At 63.6% G+C, this 17556-nt stretch carries 19 protein-coding genes; 9 read left to right on the forward strand and 10 right to left on the reverse strand.

Annotated features, from left to right (window positions below; all coding sequences use genetic code 11):
• The first annotated feature begins 81 nt into the window (after nucleotides 1-81).
• Nucleotides 82-1260 (forward strand): MFS transporter, encoded by a 1179-nt coding sequence (locus tag LB554_RS17500; protein ID WP_015316192.1) that lies wholly within the window; start codon nucleotides 82-84, stop codon nucleotides 1258-1260.
• Between the two features lie 44 nt (nucleotides 1261-1304).
• On the opposite strand, the gene LB554_RS17505 is transcribed toward LB554_RS17500, so the two are convergent.
• Nucleotides 1305-1763: a MarR family winged helix-turn-helix transcriptional regulator gene (locus LB554_RS17505; RefSeq protein ID WP_224585858.1), complete on the reverse strand. Its 459-nt coding sequence runs from the start codon at nucleotides 1761-1763 to the stop codon at nucleotides 1305-1307.
• 273 nt (nucleotides 1764-2036) lie between these two features.
• Here LB554_RS17505 and LB554_RS17510 point away from each other — a divergent pair, with 273 nt between their 5' ends.
• Complete coding sequence (locus LB554_RS17510) at nucleotides 2037-2831, forward strand: SDR family NAD(P)-dependent oxidoreductase (protein ID WP_140665010.1); 795 nt, start codon at nucleotides 2037-2039, stop codon at nucleotides 2829-2831.
• A 20-nt stretch (nucleotides 2832-2851) separates the two neighbouring features.
• Here the strand turns inward: LB554_RS17510 and LB554_RS17515 are convergent, their stop codons facing one another.
• Nucleotides 2852-3451: a LysE family translocator gene (locus LB554_RS17515; protein WP_140713756.1), complete on the reverse strand. Its 600-nt coding sequence runs from the start codon at nucleotides 3449-3451 to the stop codon at nucleotides 2852-2854.
• 96 nt (nucleotides 3452-3547) lie between these two features.
• Here LB554_RS17515 and LB554_RS17520 point away from each other — a divergent pair, with 96 nt between their 5' ends.
• The gene (locus LB554_RS17520; protein WP_224585909.1) at nucleotides 3548-4417 is read left to right on the forward strand and encodes a LysR substrate-binding domain-containing protein; all 870 of its coding nucleotides are present in this window, start codon (nucleotides 3548-3550) and stop codon (nucleotides 4415-4417) included.
• Between the two features lie 9 nt (nucleotides 4418-4426).
• On the opposite strand, the gene LB554_RS17525 is transcribed toward LB554_RS17520, so the two are convergent.
• The 3 genes from LB554_RS17525 to LB554_RS17535 form a co-directional block, all read right to left on the reverse strand.
• Nucleotides 4427-5077, reverse strand: a complete 651-nt coding sequence (locus LB554_RS17525; protein ID WP_140665015.1) for a dihydrofolate reductase family protein — start codon at nucleotides 5075-5077, stop codon at nucleotides 4427-4429.
• A 111-nt stretch (nucleotides 5078-5188) separates the two neighbouring features.
• The gene (locus LB554_RS17530) at nucleotides 5189-6025 is read right to left on the reverse strand and encodes a protein-L-isoaspartate O-methyltransferase family protein (RefSeq protein ID WP_224585860.1); all 837 of its coding nucleotides are present in this window, start codon (nucleotides 6023-6025) and stop codon (nucleotides 5189-5191) included.
• Between the two features lie 53 nt (nucleotides 6026-6078).
• Nucleotides 6079-7443 carry an Nramp family divalent metal transporter gene (locus LB554_RS17535; RefSeq protein ID WP_140789565.1) on the reverse strand — a complete coding sequence of 455 codons (1365 nt, stop codon included), beginning with the start codon at nucleotides 7441-7443 and terminating at the stop codon, nucleotides 6079-6081.
• Nucleotides 7444-7674: 231 nt separating this feature from the next.
• Here LB554_RS17535 and mntR point away from each other — a divergent pair, with 231 nt between their 5' ends.
• Both mntR and LB554_RS17545 read left to right on the forward strand, forming a co-directional pair.
• Nucleotides 7675-8124, forward strand: a complete 450-nt coding sequence (gene mntR / locus LB554_RS17540) for a manganese-binding transcriptional regulator MntR (RefSeq protein ID WP_015316200.1) — start codon at nucleotides 7675-7677, stop codon at nucleotides 8122-8124.
• A gap of 104 nt (nucleotides 8125-8228) precedes the next feature.
• Nucleotides 8229-8417, forward strand: coding sequence for a hypothetical protein (locus LB554_RS17545; protein ID WP_140823264.1), 189 nt, complete (start codon nucleotides 8229-8231; stop codon nucleotides 8415-8417).
• A gap of 163 nt (nucleotides 8418-8580) precedes the next feature.
• Here LB554_RS17545 and LB554_RS17550 read toward each other — a convergent pair whose 3' ends face one another.
• Together LB554_RS17550 and LB554_RS17555 are read right to left on the reverse strand one after the other, a co-directional pair.
• Entirely contained in the window at nucleotides 8581-8859 is a 279-nt protein-coding gene (locus tag LB554_RS17550) for a hypothetical protein (RefSeq protein ID WP_224585863.1), read from the reverse strand.
• A 111-nt stretch (nucleotides 8860-8970) separates the two neighbouring features.
• On the reverse strand, nucleotides 8971-9876 hold the full coding sequence (locus tag LB554_RS17555) for a hypothetical protein (protein ID WP_224585865.1): 906 nt from the start codon (nucleotides 9874-9876) through the stop codon (nucleotides 8971-8973).
• 331 nt (nucleotides 9877-10207) lie between these two features.
• On the opposite strand from LB554_RS17555, the gene LB554_RS17560 reads away from it, so the two are divergent.
• A complete protein-coding gene (locus tag LB554_RS17560) occupies nucleotides 10208-11131 on the forward strand; it encodes a neutral zinc metallopeptidase (protein ID WP_140721869.1) in 924 nt (307 codons plus the stop codon).
• 158 nt (nucleotides 11132-11289) lie between these two features.
• Entirely contained in the window at nucleotides 11290-12555 is a 1266-nt protein-coding gene (locus LB554_RS17565; protein WP_224585867.1) for a TCR/Tet family MFS transporter, read from the forward strand.
• Nucleotides 12556-12588: 33 nt separating this feature from the next.
• Here LB554_RS17565 and carA read toward each other — a convergent pair whose 3' ends face one another.
• On the reverse strand, nucleotides 12589-13794 hold the full coding sequence (gene carA / locus LB554_RS17570; RefSeq protein ID WP_224585868.1) for a glutamine-hydrolyzing carbamoyl-phosphate synthase small subunit: 1206 nt from the start codon (nucleotides 13792-13794) through the stop codon (nucleotides 12589-12591).
• Nucleotides 13795-14068: 274 nt separating this feature from the next.
• Here carA and LB554_RS17575 point away from each other — a divergent pair, with 274 nt between their 5' ends.
• A complete protein-coding gene (locus LB554_RS17575; protein ID WP_140789556.1) occupies nucleotides 14069-14518 on the forward strand; it encodes a GatB/YqeY domain-containing protein in 450 nt (149 codons plus the stop codon).
• A 64-nt stretch (nucleotides 14519-14582) separates the two neighbouring features.
• Here the strand turns inward: LB554_RS17575 and LB554_RS17580 are convergent, their stop codons facing one another.
• A complete protein-coding gene (locus LB554_RS17580; protein ID WP_224585870.1) occupies nucleotides 14583-15500 on the reverse strand; it encodes a LysR family transcriptional regulator in 918 nt (305 codons plus the stop codon).
• Between the two features lie 100 nt (nucleotides 15501-15600).
• On the opposite strand from LB554_RS17580, the gene LB554_RS17585 reads away from it, so the two are divergent.
• A complete protein-coding gene (locus tag LB554_RS17585; protein ID WP_224585872.1) occupies nucleotides 15601-16392 on the forward strand; it encodes an alpha/beta fold hydrolase in 792 nt (263 codons plus the stop codon).
• A gap of 27 nt (nucleotides 16393-16419) precedes the next feature.
• Here LB554_RS17585 and LB554_RS17590 read toward each other — a convergent pair whose 3' ends face one another.
• Nucleotides 16420-17403 carry a murein L,D-transpeptidase catalytic domain family protein gene (locus tag LB554_RS17590; protein WP_224585875.1) on the reverse strand — a complete coding sequence of 328 codons (984 nt, stop codon included), beginning with the start codon at nucleotides 17401-17403 and terminating at the stop codon, nucleotides 16420-16422.
• Between the last annotated feature and the right edge of the window lie 153 nt (nucleotides 17404-17556).

A 17556-nucleotide genomic window follows, 5' to 3' on the forward strand; every position in this document is an offset into this window, starting at 1 on the left:
GCTATTTTTGCCTGGCTTCATTGACATGATGCCCCTTTATGTCCAATTGTTCAATAACTTTTGAACTAAGGACGCTTTCCCATGGACAAGAGAATTTTCTGGCTTGCGCTCGGATCGTTTGCGATCTCGACCGAAGGCTTCGTCATCTCCAGCCTCCTGCCCGATATCGCCAGGGATGCCGGCATCTCCGTGCCGCTCGCCGGCTCGCTGATCACCGCTTTCGCGCTCGCCTATGCCGTGGGCACGCCGATCCTGGCGACGCTGACCGGCGAATGGGACCGGCGCCGCGTGATCCTGTGGACGCTGGTGTTCTTCGTCGTCGGCAATGTCGTCGCCGCCTTGAGCTCATCCTTCGAAGTGCTGCTCGTCGCACGCATCATCATGGCGCTGTCGTCGGGCCTGTTCGCGGCGACCGCGCAAGGCACGGCGGTGGCGCTGGTGGATGACCATCACCGCGCCCGCGCCATCGCCGTCGTCGTCGGCGGCACCACGGTGGCCGTCGCTGTCGGGGCGCCGCTTGGCGCGCTTGTCGCGGCCATCGCCGGCTGGCGCGGCACCTTCTATGCCATTGCCGGCCTTGGCGCGCTGTCCGGCGCCATCCTGTGGTACCGCCTGCCGCGCGGCATCATCGGCACCAGGCTGCCGCTGAAGCGCCGGCTGGCGGCCGCCATGCGTCCCGGCGTGATGCCGATCCTGGTGACGACATTGCTGGCGCTGGTCGGTGCCTTCACCGTCTTTGCCTATGTCGCGCCGCTTGCCATCGAGGGCGGCGGGCTGAGCGAGATCGCGCTGCCCGGCATGCTGCTCGCCTTCGGCGTCGGCGCGGTCATCGGCAACATTGCCGGCGGCCAGGCGGCCGACCGTTTCGGCGCCACGCGCACCGTCGGCTGGTCGCTGGCGTTGAGTGCCGCCATGCTGATCATGCTGTCGGTCATCCCGACCTTCCTGCCGCAGCACATTGCCGGACCGGCGCTGATGGCGATGATGGTGCCGTGGGGCATCGTCGGCTGGGCGTTCCCGCCGGCGCAGGCCAGCCGCATCATCAAGTTGGCGCCGGACGCCGCCCCGATCGTGCTGTCGCTCAATGGTTCGGCGCTCTATCTCGGCGTGGCGGTGGGCGCGGTGGTCGGTGGTGGCGTGCTGCGCTACGGCGCGCCCGCCGATCTCGGCCTGGTCGCGGCGGTGTTTCCGATCGTCGGGCTCGGCATCGTGCTGGCGGGGCGGGTGTTTGCCCGGGCCGTCACCATGCCGGCGGAATAAGGCCGGCTCCGAGGCTTGCATCCTTGTTTTTCGCGGCCGCTTCTTCAGCTGGAAGGAGTGGCCGCGGGCAATTCCAGCTTCAACGCAGCCACTTCATCGAGTGTGGCCCGCAGTTTCGCGGCCTGCTCCGCGCCGATCATGGCCTCGAATTGCCGCTGGGCGACGCTCCATAGCTTGATCGCCTCGTCGAGCTTGGCCTGTCCTGATTGCGTCAGCCGTACGCGCTTGACGCGGCGATCGTCCTTGTCGGGGAAGGTTTCGACATAGCCGTCGCGGACCAGGGGCTTCAGCGTGTGGCCGAGCGCCGACAGATCCATGATCAGCGCCTCGGCAATGGCTCCCATCGCCGGCTCGCTGCCGACACTGATCTGGAACAGCAGGCCGAACTGCGTGCCCTTCAGGCCGGAAGGCGCCAGCGCGTCGTCGTAGAACCGGCCGAGCCTGCGTGCGGTGCGCCGCAAGGTGGCATTGTTGCAACGGCTAAATCCGTCAGCTTCACTCATGGTCGCTCCTTGTGGAGCATCTCCGGCGAAACGCATCGCCTCCAATGCTCTCTCTTGTCACGCAATTCCGGACGCAAAACCGCTGGGCACTTGCTGGAATTGTCTGGCAGGTGCGCCAGCCTGCCGCAGAAATAGTTTTCGCCGCCGCCGTTGACAAGATGGTGGCATATACCTATTTCGCGGAAAGTGGCATATACCACTAATTCGAATAGCAGCCTTGCCGGCCGATATTTATCCACCGGGGCCGAGCCAGCGAACACAAGGAACGTGACAATGAGCAAGAATGACAACAAGGGCACGGCGGTCGTCACCGGCGCTTCATCGGGGATCGGCGCCGTCTATGCGGATCGACTGGCGGGGCAGGGCTACGACCTGGTGCTGGTGGCGCGCCGTGCCGACCGGCTGCAGGCGCTGGCCGGGAAGTTGCGCCATGACCACGGCCGCAACGTGAGCGTGATCAGCGCCGATCTGTCCGACGACGGCGATGTGCGCCGTGTCGAGCAGTCGATATCAGCCGACGAAACCGTGACGCTGCTGGTCAACAATGCCGGCCTTGGCGGTCAGGCAGTGGTGGCAACCGCCGATGCCGACGCGGCCGAGCGCATGATCAAGGTCAATGTCGTGGCTCTGACCCGGCTGACGCGTGCCGTGCTGCCTGGGCTCCTGGCGCGCAACCGGGGCGGGATCGTCAACATCGCCTCGGTCCTGGCCTTCGACACCTCGTTCGGCGGCATCTACAGCGGCACCAAGGCCTATGTCGTCAACTTCACCGAAGCCCTGCATCGCGAGGTCGCGGGCACCGGAGTGACGGTGCAGGTGGTGCTGCCGGGCGCGACCCGGACCGATTTCTGGGAGCTTTCCGGCGGTGATATCGACCAGCTGCCGAAGGAGATCGTCATGACCGCCGACGATATGGTCGACGCTGCCCTTGTCGGCCTGGCCAGGGGCGAGGCCGTCACCGTGCCGGCGCTTGCCGACACGGGAAAGCTGGACACATTCCTAGGCGCCCGCCAGGCCTTCTATGGCAGCCTGCACGCCGACAAGCCGGCCCCGCGCTACGCGGCTTAGGCTGACGTGGCGGCCGGCCGTCAGGCTGTCCGCCACATCGGGATGATCGAGGCGGCGAGCACCAGCGCCAGCACGATGTTGAGCGCGCGCCATTGCCACTCGGTTTTGAGCAGCCTGGCCAGCACCATGCCGGCGATGCACCAGACGGACAGCGAGATGGCAGCGGTGAGGCCAAAGGTCGAGCCGAGCAGCAGTGCGAGTTGTCCGGGTCCGTCGGCGAGGGCGGCGAACGAAGCCGCCGCGCCCAGGCCCATCGCCCAGCCCTTGGGATTCATCCACTGGATGCCGGCGCCGCCCAGGAAGCTGTTCGGTTTGGCCATGGTGACGTCAAGGTTGGGTGGCCCTGCGCGACCGATCTTGATCGCCAGCCACAGAAGATAAAGCGAGCCGATCACCTTCATCGCCAGTTGCAGCGAAGGCACCGCAAGCAGCAGGCTGGCGAGGCCGGCGGCGGCCGCCCCCGTCACGGTAGCGAGGCCGGCGGCGCTGCCGATCATCAGCGGTACCGAACGGCGAAAACCGAACTGCGCTCCGGAAGCGGTCGACAAGGTCGTGGCGATGCCGGGCGTGGCGGTAGCCACGAAGGCAAACAGGATGAGCGGCAGGATCGGCTGGAGCATGGAGCATCCTTTGTCAAAGGCTTCATGGTAGACTGAGCGTGACATCAGTAAATGCAATGTTTGCGATGATGATCATTAGCATTTATAATGCCGATGATGATCCGCAATCTCGATACCAGTCTCATGCGCACCTTCGTCACCGTCGCCGACAAGGCCAGCATGACGGCGGCGGCCAACGCGCTGCACCTGACTCAGGGCGCGGTCAGCCAGCAGGTCAAGCGGCTGGAAGACACGCTCGGCTGCGGGCTGTTCGAGCGCGACCGGCGCGGTCTGCGGCTGACCCATTCCGGCGAGCGGCTGTTCGACAAGGCAAGGCGCCTGCTCAGCCTCAATGACGAGATCTGGACCGAGATGGTGGGGAGCGCTGTCGCCGGACAGGTGCGGCTCGGCGTTCCCTACGACCTTGTCGGCACCTTGCTGGCTCCCGTCCTGAAGGCCTATGCCGAGGCCTATCCGCAGGTCGAGATATCGCTGGTCTGCGCCTCCTCGCCGGAACTGGCGGCGGCACTGGCGGCCGGAACCATCGACCTCGCGGTAATCGAGGAGCGGGTCGGCCCGACCTCGGGCGAATGCCTGGCCATCGACCGGCTGGTCTGGGTCGGCGCAAGGGGTGGGGTGGCTCGCGCCAAGCGGCCATTGCCCGTCTCGATCGTTGCCGACACCTGCGCCTTCCGGCCGGTGGTGCTGGCGGCACTCAACGAGCATGGGCTGGAATGGCGCAGCGTGTTCGAGAACGGCAACATCGACGCGACGACGGCGACGGTGCGTTCCGACCTCGCCGTCACCACATGGCTCGCTTCCACCGTGCCAGCCGATCTCGACATATTGCCGTTCGACAGCGGCCTGCCGCCGCTGCCGAATTTTGCCATCAACCTGCACCTGCCGAGGCATGGCGTCAGCACGGCGGCGCAGGAATTCGCACGCCATATACGCGATGGGCTGGCGCGGCGATCGCAGGCTGCCTGATGCCCGAATTTACTTCCAGTTCTTGCGCCGCTCGAGTTCGGCCGGGGATGGCTCGCCCGTGACAAAGGAGCCGACCTTGATTTCGCCCGCGCGCTCATAGGTCGCGATGATGACGCCGGTGGTCGAAGTCTGCGATTTGACAAGCTTGAAAGCGGCCGGCATCGCGGCCTCGCCGAACAGCCGCTTGCCCTTGCCCAGCAACAGCGGGAAGATCATCAGCCGGATCTCGTCGATCAGCCCGTTGGCGAGCAGGGTCTGAATGAGATCGCCAGATCCCTGGATGAGCAGGTCAGGTCCATCTTCCTGCTTGAGGCGACGCAAAGCCGTGATGATATCGGGCCCAAGCGCGTGCGTGTTCTGCCAGGTCAAAGTATCCGGCCGATGGGTCGCCACATACTTGGTCGCGGGGTTGAACGCATCCGCGATCGGATCTTTCTGGTAGGGCCAGTACGCGGCGAAGATGTCGTAGGTTCTGCGGCCGAGCAGCAGGGCGAAGGGTTTGGAGAACAATTCCTCCATTGCCGCGCCTCCCACCTCGTCAAAATAGTGGAACGTCCAGCCGCCGAATTCGAAGCCACCGACCGGATCCTCTTCCGGCCCTCCCGGCGCCTGCATGACGCCATCGAGGCTGACGAAGGTCGCGGCGATGATCTTTCTCATTGTGCTCTCCCTTGCTTGCGGCCACGCCATCGCGGCCGGACTTCAACCCAAGGACGGAGCAACCGCGCCCGTCCCGACAAAGGCCGCGAGATTTGGTCCGCCCTCGATAGGTCAGCCGCGGACGCTCACGGCTTTCGACGAGAACCAGACATGCTCGAAGATCGCCGTGGCGGTGCGGTCCGGCTGCCTGTCCTCGACCAGCCAGATCGAGCGGCTGCGCGTGGCCTGCTCGCGTGTCGGGATCTTCGCCGCAAGATCCGCGAGCGAGGCGCCGAAGCATGGGATGAACCAGGCACGCATGAACGGATCGCAGGCAAAGCCCTTTTCGGTGCGGGTCACCAGCATCGCCAGCGGGACGCGCTCGGCGGGACGCCAGGGGAAGATCATGCGGCCGCCGGGGCGCAACGCTTTCAGCCATCCGGCGGGAGGGGCGACGACACCGGCATTGACATAGATGATGTCGGACGGCGGCAGCGGCGACGTCACGGCATCGCCATGGACAATGGTCGCATTGCCGTAGGTTTCGAGATTCTTGCGCGCCAACCCGGCCAGGTTTTCGTCGATCTCGAAGGCGGTGACGGTGCCGCATGGCGAAACCAGTTTGGCCAGCAAAGCTGTGTAGTAACCGCTGCCGGCGCCGATATGCGTGATGGCCTCACCAGGCTTTGGCGCGAGTTTTCCGATCCACATGGCGTGCAGGAAGGGCTCGCCATTGTTGATGCCCTTGTCGGTATCGAGCGCCACCAGAACGTTCTGGCAGATGTGGGCCGGATCGGCGCTTGGCGTGGTGACCGTGCCGTTGCCGGTGATGACCGTCCATGGGCCGGGGCCGAGGAAGGCCTCGCGCGGTACGCTGGCGAACACCTCTTCCAGGCGCGGGTCCGATGAGGCGGCGTTGACCGCCATCAGCCGCGCGTAGAATGTCCTGATGTCTTCGAGGTCGCTCATGGCATCGGGAAGATAGCGCGATCCGGCGGTTTGTCCCGTGATTAAACGGAACTTCAGCCAACCCCGAACATGGTGTCGTAGAGCAGCTTGAAATTGAGCACCAGGATGATTGCCGCGACCACCCAGGCCAGTGCGGCGACGCCGCGCGGGATGGCGAGATTGCCCATCTTCTTCTTGTCGGACACGAACTGCACCAGCGGGACGACCGCGAAAGGCAGCTGCATGGACAACACCACCTGGCTGAAGACCAGCAACTGGCCAGTGCCCTTCTCGCCATAGAGCGCGGTGACGACCACCACCGGTATGATGGCGAGGCCGCGGGTCAGCAGGCGCCGCGCCCAGTTGGGGATGCGCAGGCGCAGAAAACCTTCCATGATGATCTGGCCGGCGAGCGTTGCCGTCACCGTCGAATTCAAGCCCGACGCCAGCAGTGCCACGGCAAACAGGATCGAGGCGATGCCGAGGCCAAGCAGCGGCGACAGCAGCTTGAAAGCCTGGTCGATCTCGGCGACATCCTGGTGGCCGGTTTCGTGGAAGGCGACGGCCGCGACGATCAGGATGGCGGCGTTGACGAACAGCGCCAGCATCAGGGCGATGGTGGAGTCCGTCGTCGCCCATTTGATGGCATCGCGTTTTCCGGCCTCCGTGCGCTCATAGGCGCGGGTCTGCACGATCGAGGAATGCAGGTAGAGATTGTGCGGCATGACCGTTGCGCCGATGATGCCGATGGCGATGTAGAGCATCGCCGGATTGGTGACGATTTCGGAGGACGGCACGAACATCGAATGCAGGATCGTGCCGGCCGGCGGAGCGGCAACGAAGATCTGGATGGCAAAGCAGCTGAAGATGATGATCAGCAGCGCGACGACGAAGGCTTCGAGATAGCGGAACCCCTTGTTCATCAGGAGCAGAACCAGGAAAGCGTCGAGCGCGGTGAGCATGGCGCCGCCGATCAGCGGGATGCCGAACAAAAGCTGCAGCGCGATCGCGGTGCCGATCACCTCGGCGAGGTCGCAGGCGATGATGGCGAGTTCGCAGGCGATCCACAGCACGAGATTGACGGGGCGCGGATAGTAGGCGCGGCAGGCCTGGGCGAGGTCGCGGCCGGTGGCGATGCCAAGGCGCGCGGCCAGCGCCTGCAGCAGGATCGCCATCAGGTTGGACAGCATGATGATGAACAAAAGCGTGTAGCCGAACTGGGCGCCGCCGGCGAGGTCGGTCGCCCAGTTGCCCGGGTCCATGTAGCCGACCGAGACCATGTAGCCGGGACCCATGAAGGCGAACAAGCGGCGGAACCAGACGCCTGATGTCGGCACCGCGATGGAGGAGTTGACCTCGCGCAGGCTGGGCTGATCGTCTTCATCCCGTCTGGCGAACCGCCATGCGGACCGGGAGGTTGTGACGTCTGCTTCTGACATGAAAAGGCTTTCCGCGACTTCCGGAGGATGCCCTCAAGGTATGCCATGGCTCAACATTATGCAATAAGCTATATTTCATTGTCGGTGCTTTTTAGCGTGTCGCGCGATACGTGCGAGGGCGGCACCTCGGAGACGCCGGTTGCGCCTCTCTTGGAATGCAAATAAACGGCCTGAAGAATCAGAGCCCGTGCTATAAAGCAGGGACGGCAAACTCCCGAGGAGGAGCGCGCATTGGCGCTGAAGAACAGACCGGTCCCGCGTGAGCCGTTGCTCGATGCCGATGTCCATTCGGAAGGGTTCCGGCAGACGCGCGAAGCGCGCCGCAGCGCGCTTGTCGAGGATTATGTCGAGCTGATCGCCGACCTGATCGAGGACGGCAACGAGGCGCGCCAGGTCGACATCGCCGCGCGCCTCGGCGTCGCCCAACCGACGGTGGCCAAGATGCTGACGCGGCTATGCGCCGACGGCCTGGTGTCGCGAAAGCCCTATCGCGGCGTGTTCCTGACCGATGCCGGCCGCAAGGTCGCCGAGGAAAGCCGTATCCGCCACCAGACCGTCGAGGCCTTTCTGCGCTCGCTCGGCGTCAGCGCCGAGACGGCGCGCATCGATGCCGAGGGCATCGAACACCATGTCAGCGCCGAGACGCTGGAAGCGTTCCGCAAGGCGATGACGGCGCGCTGAAGCGCTTCATTGCCGCGTTTTCGACCATGTTAGCCGCTGGAACTGCCGGCGCTTATGCGCGTTCCCCTCTCATTGCGCGCCTATCGCGCGCCAGGGAGGAAGCAATGGGCATCGAGCAGGCACCGACCGCAAAAGGCAAGCAGGCAGCCACAGGATTGGAACAGGCGGCCGCCAGGGACGAGCGCAAGACCGAGGCCGAAACGGGACATCCGCTGAAGAAAGGCGCCGATCGTTTCGAGGAACGCTCGAAAAGCTCCGATGGCAAGAGCGCCGGTACCAAGCAGAAAGAGTAGGCGGCAGCAGCTCTGGACCGATGCGGATGACCATCGAGTGGCGCCCGCCTGAACGCTTTGTTTTTCAGGGACATTCGATCGCCTGGGGATGTATCCCGTTCGAGCATGTAATTTTTTTACGCCCTCTCCGATTCGGAGGGTGAGCCTAATGCGCTTGCTCGCGCTAGTGGGTAGCGGATTCGTCCTGTGTCGCTAAAGCACCAAGTCGTGCCTGCGCCTCATTTGATTTCCGGCCGATCTGCAAATTGGGCATGTCGCCGCCTTCGCCGGCCATCAGGAATTGCATCAGGGCGCTCACCAGAGCCTCGGCGGTGTCCTTGTCCAGCGTCAAGTCAATGTCGGAAGGGTCACCGTCTTCATCATATGCCATCAGCGTCAGCGTGCCCCGCAACGGGTTGCGCGAGATGACTGCTATGTCGTCGTCCTGATACTCGACTTCCATTTCGTCTTCCTTTCCTATCCGAAGGCGTCAAACCTCGCAAATTCCGACTGAAAGGAAAAGCTTGTGCTAGCTTGCGCCGCTATGCCTACGGGCTTGCTTTTCGGGATGTTCCTATGTGGCGTCATTCAGGACGTGAGATGCGCTCCAACCGGAGGCGACATGGAAGACGCCTATGATGCCCTTCACATCAACAGTTTCAGAGCGGTTTGCGAACAGGCAGAAATCTGTTTCGCGCGGCTGCCGGAACGTGTCCTCGTAGAAGATCGTTCCCATCAAATAGACCCTCTCGGCAGCGTCGTCCTCCAGCAACTTCCGAAAATCAACAATGTGCATTTTGAAGTCGCCAATGGCTTCCCCGCCGATTTTCTGGTTGGGCGGCACAGTTATGAGCGGGATTGTTTGCCCGCGATGCGGCACAACAAGCCGCCCAAAATCGTCCGGGAGTGGATGAGACAGCCTAACGACCGCCGCTATATAGCGAACCTTTCTGGCAGGGGACGCGCCCCGGTTAACAACATCAAACTTGACGACCGGGACCGTATCTTCATCGATCTTGATGGATTGATCCGGAACATCGATACTGAGATATGCACGGACCTGAGCGTGGCCCACCTCTCTGTCGATGCTGATCGCCTCGCGAGTTTGGCGCAACGAAACAACGAGGACCATGAGGCCAAGAATGCTGAGGACGGCAGTGCCCGCCGAAAGCCAGAATACGGCCCTAGCCCAATAGACCATGTCTACCTGAGCCTCGGCATCCTTGCCTGTGTCGGCATTCTTCAGATAGGCCTTCATCTCGTTCGTGAGGCATTCTCCGAGCGTATCCAACGGAGGCAAAATGACGTCGCATTTGCCTGCTATCTCGGAGGCGGCCTCGGCTTGGTCGCGCTCTGTCTGTTCATTCTGTTTGTGATAGGTGTCTCGATTTAGCTGAGCCTGCTGTTCTATGTAAAGCACGGTATTCACGGCAGTGCCGGCGATAACCAACAACATCATCGCAGACGCGGTGCGCCTCATCCAATCGCCGCTAAACATCGTAGAAAGCGCCGCCCCAATTTCCCCAAGCGGCAACTATCACGTACAATGAGCGTTACGGCAACAAGGAGCTGCAATACCTGACGAAACCAAAGACCGCTTCGACCGCCTGCTAAAGGCGATGGTCATCAAGCCAGCGCTTACGGTGCCGGGCCAGGCCTTGCGGCGCTCCCGGCCAGTGCGGTGGAGCGGCCATGCGGCGCTGCCTGGCCGCAAAAATGCTGTGACTTGGAGCAACCATTGCGATACTTGTTTGTTGGATTGAGCCGGCCCTGCCGGGGCAATGGGGAAGTTTGCAGCACGAGGAGTTGCCATGCTCTGGAGAGGCCGTCGTCAGAGTGACAATATCGAGGACGACCGCAGCGATGGCGGCGGCGGCGGGATCGGTGGTGGTGGCGGCCAGTTCCGCATTCCGATCGGTGGCCGCGCCGGTGGCGGCGGTAGCATATTCCTCGTCATCCTGGTGGTGCTGGCAGGATGGTATTTCGGCTTTGATCCCTCAACGATCCTGGGCGGTGGCGACGGCGGCCTGCTGCCGGGCGGCGGTGGCCAGATATCGGACAACAGCGGCGGCCAGGACAGCGCCGCAACGCCAGCCAATGACGAGATGAAGCAGTTCGTGGCGACCGTGCTCGCCGAGACGGAAGACACCTGGACCGGCATCTTCAAGTCGCAAGGCCTGACCTACGAGGACCCGAAGCTGGTGCTGTTTTCCGGCCAGGTCCGCTCCGCCTGCGGCTTTGCCTCGGCGGCGGCGGGACCGTTCTATTGTCCGGGCGACCACAAGGTCTATCTCGACATGACCTTCTTCCAGCAGCTCGACCAGCAGTTCGGCGCTTCCGGCGAGTTCGCCCGCGCCTATGTCATCGCGCATGAGGTCGGCCACCACGTGCAGAACCTCACCGGCATCATGGGGAAGTTCAACCAGATGCGGCAAGGCATGAGCGAAGCCGATGCCAACCAGCTGTCGGTGCGCATCGAGTTGCAGGCCGACTGCTTCGCCGGCGTGTGGGCGCATTACACCGGGCAGAAGGGCATATTGGAGCAGGGCGACTTCGAAAGCGCGCTGAACGCGGCCAAGCAGATTGGCGACGATACGCTGCAGAAGAAGATGCAGGGCTATGTCGTGCCGGAAAGCTTCAACCACGGCACCTCGCAGCAGCGGCAGACCTGGCTGACACGCGGATACAAGAGCGGCAAGCTTTCGGACTGCAACACGATGAGCGGCCCGCTCTAAGCAGCCGTTTTTCGGACATGGACCTGGCGGCCAACGCGCCGTCAGGGAGTGTCAGGATCAAAGCTTCCTGCCTGTTCCCGCACTGTTCCTTTCCGCGGGCTCGCCTATAAGGTGCGTCCGCCCGCGCCCCCAAGGCGGCCAGAGGAGCTCGACCCATCATGATCGATCCCAAAACCGCCAAGCGGGGCCTTGCGCTGGTTTTCACCACGCTGCTGCTCGATATCATCGGCTTCGGCATGATCATGCCGGTGCTGCCGGCCTTTCTCAGGGAATTGACCGGCGTCGGCATCAGCGAAGCGGCGATCGAGGGCGGCTGGCTGTTCTTCGTCTATGCGGCCATGCAGTTCTTCTTCGCGCCCATCATGGGCGGCCTGAGCGACCGGTTCGGGCGACGGCCGATCCTGCTCGCCTCGGTGCTGACCTTCTCCATCGACAATTTGATCTGCGCCATCGCCTGGTCCTATCCGATGCTGTTCATCGGCCGCGTCCTGGCCGGCATTTCGGGCGCCAGCTATTCGACGACGTCGGCCTTCATCGCCGATATTTCGAACGACGAGAACCGGGCGAAGAATTTCGGCCTGCTCGGCATCGCCTTCGGCGTCGGCTTCGTCATCGGGCCGGTGCTGGGCGGATTGCTCGGTACGTTCGGGCCGCGCGTGCCGTTCTTTTTCGCCGCCGGGCTCGCCTTCGTGAACTTCCTCATCGCAATGTTCTTCCTACCCGAAACGCTCGATGAAAAGCACCGCCGCCGCTTCGAGTGGAAACGCGCCAACCCGGTCGGCACGCTTCTGCAGATGCGCCAATATCAGGGCATCGGCTGGATTGGGCTGGTCTTTTTCCTGATGACGCTCGGTCACATGATGTATCCGGCGGTGTGGTCGTTCGTCTCCAACTACCGCTACGGCTGGAGCGAGCAGAAGATCGGCTTCTCGCTCGGCGCTTTCGGCCTGTGCGGCGCCATCATCATGGGCACGGTGCTGCCGCGCGTCATCCCCAGGCTCGGCGAGTGGAGGACGGCGGTCATCGGCCTGACGTTCACCGCGGCCAGCGCCTTCGGCTATGCCTTCGCCTCGCAAGGCTGGATGGTCTACGCGGTGATCGTCGTCGGCTGCCTGGAAGCGCTGGCCGATCCCCCGCTGAGAAGCCTCGCCGCAGCCAAGGTTCCCCCTTCGGCACAAGGCGAATTGCAAGGCGCGATGACCTCGATCTTCTCGATCACCTCGATCGTCACGCCGCTGCTCTATACCGCGATCTTTTCCTGGTTCACCGGCCCCAGCGCGCCCGTCACCTTCGGCGGCGCGCCCTATCTGGTCGGTGCATGCTTCCTGGTGCTGGCGGTCATCGTCTTCGTCACCAAGGTGACTAGGCCGGCGACGGTCATGACTGTCACGAACGATGTCGTGGAAGATGGAGCCCAGCTATGAGCGGGAGGCAAGTGAGGGGTGGCGCGACGCGTCTCAGGCCCTTTCCGCCAGCAATTCCTCGCCGCGCTTTTCGCGGATGAGGTTGACGAAGCGGCGGAACAGGTAGTGCGAGTCCTGCGGGCCGGGGGAGGCCTCGGGGTGGTGCTGGACCGAGAATACCGGGCGGCCGGTCAACGCGATGCCGCAATTCGAGCCGTCGAACAGCGAGACATGGGTTTCCTCGACACCCGCGGGCAGCGAGTCGGCATCGACGGCAAAGCCGTGGTTCATCGAAACGATTTCGACCTTGCCGGTGGTGTGATCCTTGACCGGATGGTTGGCGCCGTGATGGCCCTGGTGCATCTTGGCGGTCTTGCCGCCCAGCGCCAGCGCCAGCATCTGGTGGCCGAGGCAAATGCCGAACACCGGAATGTCGGTCTTGAGCAGGTCCTGGATGACCGGCACGGCATAGTCGCCGGTGGCTTCCGGGTCGCCGGGGCCGTTGGAGAGGAAAATGCCGTCGGGCCGCATGGCGAGGATTTCTTCCGAACCGGTGCTGGCCGGAACCACCGTCACCTTGGCGCCCAGACCGGCGAGCAGCCGCAATATGTTGCGCTTGACGCCGTAGTCGATGGCGACGACGTGCAGCGAAGGCTCGGCCTGTTCGCCAAAGCCTTCGTTCCACACCCAAGGCGTCTCGCGCCAGACAGAAGACTGGCCCGACGTGACCTCCTTGGCGAGATCGAGCCCGATCAGGCCCGACCATGCGGCGGCGCGCCGCTTCAGGTCGTCGAGGTCGAAGACGCCGTCGGGCGCGTGCGCGATGACGGCATTGGGCATGCCCTTTTCGCGGATCCGCGCGGTGAGCGCGCGGGTATCGATGCCCGAGAGCGCGACGATGCCCCGCTTCTTCAGCCACTGGTCGAGATGGCCGGCGGCGCGGTAATTGGACGGGTTGGTGACGTCGGCCTTGAACACGGCACCGACGGCGCCGGCACGAGCGGCCGGATTGAGGTCTTCGATGTCCTCGCCATTGGTGCCGATATTGCCGATATGCGGGAAGGTGAAGGTGACGATCTGGCCGGCATAGGACGGGTCGGTGAGGATTTCCTGGTAGCCGGTAAGTGCCGTGTTGAAGCAGACCTCGGCGACCGCCGAGCCGGTGGCGCCGAGGCCGCGACCCTCGATGACGGTGCCGTCGGCCAGCACCAGAAGGGCGGTCGGCTTTTCAGTGGCCCAGGCGGGCGTCATCTCGGCCATGGCGGCACTCCTATCAAGCCGCGCGCTTCCATACCCCGGCGGGCGTTGGCGCGGCAAACGGCGCGAAGCGGCGAATCGCGGCCTCCACGCACTCAAGCTTCAGTTCATGCAAGGCCCAGTACATAGGGGAAGGGGACAGGGCGGTCAATGATCATGCGAAAGGCGCCCGCGATTTATTTCATTGAGGAATATCATAGGCTTGCCCTGGCATATCAGGGTTTGCGTTGGCCTGTCCCCGGCGCTATTGTCCGCGCCGACCGAAGGAGAGAGAGCAATGCGCGCGAAAATCGCCGAATCCCTGAAGACCGCGATGAAGGCGCAGGACAAGCACCGGCTGCCGACATTGCGGCTGATCCAGGCCGCCATCCACGACCGCGACATCGCCAATCGCGGTGCCGGCAAGGAACCCGCCAGCGATGAGGAGATCCTGCAGATCCTGGCCAAGATGGTGAAGCAGCGCGAGGAATCGGCCAAGGCATTCGAGGACGGCAAGCGCCCGGAACTGGCCGCGCAGGAACGCGGCGAGATGGAGATCATCCGCGGCTTCCTGCCGACGCAGCTCGACGAGGCGGCGGTTACGGCGGCGGCGCGCGAGGCGATCGCGGCGACCGGTGCGGCCAGCCAGAAGGACATGGGCAAGGTGATCGCGGCGCTGAAGCAGAAATATGCCGGCCAGATGGATTTCGGCAAGGCCAGCGGCATCGTCAAGGGGTTGTTGCAGTAGGGTTTTTTACCCTCGCATCGTCGTCTTCCAACACGGCCACTCGACGCCAAGCCGCGGCTTGCTGTTAGACCCGAGGCTCCAACGCGCGGCGCAATGCGGGTGCTTCCCGCTGGATATGGACCCACAAGCGATTGGCGATCGGGCCGTGCGGCCGGTCGCGGCGGCGCGCCACCACCAATTCGTCGGTGCGGCCCGGCAGATGACTGCCGGCTATGGACAACAGCTGGCCGTCGCGCAGCTCTTCCGCGATCAGGAAGTGAGGCAGGTGGCCCCAGCCGAGCCCTTGCAGGATGAGTTCCTTCTTCATGGCCTGATCGGGGACCAGGCATTGCGGCGCCCCCTCGGCTACGAAGTAATCCTGTCGTGGCGAATGCAGGGCGGTGTCGCGCATCACGCACTGGGTGAATGCCTGCATCTTCTCCAGTGTGACCGGTTGTTCGACGCGCTCCGGCAGAAAGCCCGGCGCCACGACGGGAATGAACGACACCTTGCTGATATCGATCCATTCCACCCGTACGTCGCCCTTGTCGATCCAGTGCAGGATGAGATCGGCTTTGTCGTCAAAAAGGCGTTCCCACGGGCCGCCGACGGCTTCGAAATGGAGATGCAGCCGCGTGCCGGGGCACTGGGCGAAGAACCGTCCGAGCATGCCCAGTACGTGCGGGCGCGGGCAGAGGTCGCCGATCACGACGTGGATATCGCTTTCCTCACCCATCGACAGCTGGGCGGCGTGGATGCTCAGGCCTTCCAGTTCGCGCAGCAGCGATTGCGCCCGTCGATGGAACGACAGCCCCGCTTCCGTCGCCCGTACGCGATAGCCGCCGCGATCCAGGAGGACGAGATCAAGCTGTCGTTCGAGCCTGGCGACAGCGGCGAACACCGCCGGATGCGAGCGATGGAGCAGGGCCGCGGCCGGCTGAAAGCCGCCGCTGCGGATCACCGCGTCGAAGCACTGGAGGTCGTGCAAGGTGAATTCGGCCATGTCAGCTTTGATTACAGAGATTGTCCTATCTTTGTAATATCACCAAATCCCAGCCACAGCTACGCTTTGCCTCATTCAACGTTCCAAAAGGATCCTGATCATGAGTGAGCTGAATTTCGTGACTGTCGGCGACGGCACGCGCATCGCCTACCGGCTCGACGGTGACGCTGGGCAACCGGTGCTGGTGCTGTCCAACTCTATCGCCACGACGCTGCACATGTGGGATGGCCAGATCGGCGAACTGTCCAGGCATTTCCGCGTTCTGCGCTACGATTTTCGCGGCCATGGCGGATCGAGCGTGCCGATCGGCGCCTATTCGCTCGACCGGCTTGGCCGCGACGTGATCGAACTCATCGATGCGCTCGGCCTTGGCCGGGTGCATTTCCTCGGCCTGTCGCTGGGCGGTTTCGTTGGGCAGTGGCTCGGCATCCACGCGCCCGAGCGGATCGACCGGCTGATCCTGAGCAACACTTCATCTCACCTCTCGCCGGCAAGTTATTTCGACGAGCGGATCGCCGTCGTGCGACAGGCGCCGGACATGTCGGAAACCGCCGAAGTGTTCCTCAACAACTGGTTCCCGGCCGGCATGGTGGCGGCCAACGAGCCCGTCATCGAGAAATTCCGCGCCATGTTGCTTGAGATCGACCGTCTGGGCCTGGCGGGTCTGTTCGCCGCGGTTCGCGACGCCGACCTTCGCCGCACGGTGGCCCTGATCGACCGGCCGACATTGGTAATCGCCGGCCAGCACGACACGGTGACGGCGGCCAGCCACAGCGAACTGATCGCGGCAGCCGTGCCCGGGGCGAAGCTTGTCGTGCTGCCCGCGGTTCACCTGTCGAACGTGGAATACCCCACCGAGTTCATGCAGGCCGTGCTCGATTTCCTGCACTGAGCCGGAGCAGGGTGCCGTGGGTCCATCTCACGGCTCCTTGCACATCGGCAGTGGCTGCGGCGGCGCCGCCGGATGGTCCTTCTTGTACTGGGCAATGACCGGCTCGAGGGTTTTTCGCGGCCAGAATTTCGGCGTACCGATCTCTTTCAGGCAGGATGCGTTCCAGTAGGTGCCGGAAGCGGAATGGCCGTTTGCCACGGCGGCGATGTCGCGTGATTCCGGATAGATATAGAGCGTGGTCGGGTTATCCTTCACCATCGAGATGAGCTGCCTGGCATCGGCCGGCGACCAGCTGGTGCAGCCATTGCTGCGGCCGCCGGCATAGTCCACCAGCTTGCCGAACGGCACGAAGCCGTCATGGTCGGCATAGGAACTGTTCGGGCTCTTGCGCAGGCACATGCCGCGCAGCACCTGCGCCGCGTGGCCGCCGATCACGCGCTGCCTTGCGTTGGCGGCTTCGCCTTCGCCGTCGAACTGGATGAAGGTGCGCTGGAAAGCCACGTCCTGTTTGGCGCCGATGCGATAATAGCCCTTGAACGAGGTTTTCGCCTCGCGGGTCATGTAGGGACCGCCGGCGGTCAGTTCCGAATCCATGGCATTGCCGAAATTCCTGGCGCAGCGCCTGCCATTGGAGAAGTCCACAGTGCCTTTCAGGTTGCGGCCGCCGCCGTGGCCAGACGAAATCGCGCGAAACGACTGGCTGGCTTCGCATACGACATAGTAGCGGCGCCCGAGCACGCCATTGCCCAAATCGCCGGGACGGGTGGCGTCCATGGCGAAGTAGCAGGGGTTCCGGACGACGCCCTGCGCGACCTTTTTCAGGTAAAGCGCGCGTGCCCGCTCCAGCACCACTTGTGAGATCTGACCATCGCCATCGCCGACATGGGCCTGCAGCCAGGCCGGAATGGCGGATGGCGCAGCAAAGGACCGGGCCGAAGCCATCAAGGCCATGACGACGACGAGGAAACCGAGGAACGTAACGACACCCAAAGGGACAGATCTCAACCGCACCGGATCCATTCTCCTGTCGAAGCCGTTTGTGATCCCCACGGAATCACCCGAGGGCGACCATAAAACGCGGCGCGCCATCAGGCGAAACACATCTTGTTTAGCACCGGAAAGTAGGCGCAAAAAGACCAGGCCGACGCGCAACCATCCATAAGC

The organism is Mesorhizobium sp. CO1-1-11, from assembly GCF_020164995.1.
In the GTDB taxonomy this organism is placed as follows: Bacteria; Pseudomonadota; Alphaproteobacteria; order Rhizobiales; family Rhizobiaceae; genus Mesorhizobium; species Mesorhizobium australicum.

What these genes read in the sequence shown, in the direction of transcription:
- LB554_RS17530 (WP_224585860.1), bottom strand. Translation starts at nt 6,025, where the DNA reads ATGAGCGACCTCGAAGACATCAGGACATTCTACGCGCGGCTGATGGCG.
- LB554_RS17510 (WP_140665010.1), top strand. Translation starts at nt 2,037, where the DNA reads ATGAGCAAGAATGACAACAAGGGCACGGCGGTCGTCACCGGCGCTTCA.
- LB554_RS17565 (WP_224585867.1), top strand. Translation starts at nt 11,290, where the DNA reads ATGATCGATCCCAAAACCGCCAAGCGGGGCCTTGCGCTGGTTTTCACC.
- LB554_RS17560 (WP_140721869.1), top strand. Translation starts at nt 10,208, where the DNA reads ATGCTCTGGAGAGGCCGTCGTCAGAGTGACAATATCGAGGACGACCGC.
- LB554_RS17580 (WP_224585870.1), bottom strand. Translation starts at nt 15,500, where the DNA reads ATGGCCGAATTCACCTTGCACGACCTCCAGTGCTTCGACGCGGTGATC.
- LB554_RS17500 (WP_015316192.1), top strand. Translation starts at nt 82, where the DNA reads ATGGACAAGAGAATTTTCTGGCTTGCGCTCGGATCGTTTGCGATCTCG.
- LB554_RS17550 (WP_224585863.1), bottom strand. Translation starts at nt 8,859, where the DNA reads ATGGAAGTCGAGTATCAGGACGACGACATAGCAGTCATCTCGCGCAAC.
- carA (WP_224585868.1), bottom strand. Translation starts at nt 13,794, where the DNA reads ATGGCCGAGATGACGCCCGCCTGGGCCACTGAAAAGCCGACCGCCCTT.
- LB554_RS17525 (WP_140665015.1), bottom strand. Translation starts at nt 5,077, where the DNA reads ATGAGAAAGATCATCGCCGCGACCTTCGTCAGCCTCGATGGCGTCATG.
- LB554_RS17575 (WP_140789556.1), top strand. Translation starts at nt 14,069, where the DNA reads ATGCGCGCGAAAATCGCCGAATCCCTGAAGACCGCGATGAAGGCGCAG.
- LB554_RS17515 (WP_140713756.1), bottom strand. Translation starts at nt 3,451, where the DNA reads ATGCTCCAGCCGATCCTGCCGCTCATCCTGTTTGCCTTCGTGGCTACC.
- LB554_RS17585 (WP_224585872.1), top strand. Translation starts at nt 15,601, where the DNA reads ATGAGTGAGCTGAATTTCGTGACTGTCGGCGACGGCACGCGCATCGCC.
- LB554_RS17505 (WP_224585858.1), bottom strand. Translation starts at nt 1,763, where the DNA reads ATGAGTGAAGCTGACGGATTTAGCCGTTGCAACAATGCCACCTTGCGG.
- LB554_RS17535 (WP_140789565.1), bottom strand. Translation starts at nt 7,443, where the DNA reads ATGTCAGAAGCAGACGTCACAACCTCCCGGTCCGCATGGCGGTTCGCC.
- LB554_RS17545 (WP_140823264.1), top strand. Translation starts at nt 8,229, where the DNA reads ATGGGCATCGAGCAGGCACCGACCGCAAAAGGCAAGCAGGCAGCCACA.
- LB554_RS17555 (WP_224585865.1), bottom strand. Translation starts at nt 9,876, where the DNA reads ATGAGGCGCACCGCGTCTGCGATGATGTTGTTGGTTATCGCCGGCACT.
- LB554_RS17520 (WP_224585909.1), top strand. Translation starts at nt 3,548, where the DNA reads ATGATCCGCAATCTCGATACCAGTCTCATGCGCACCTTCGTCACCGTC.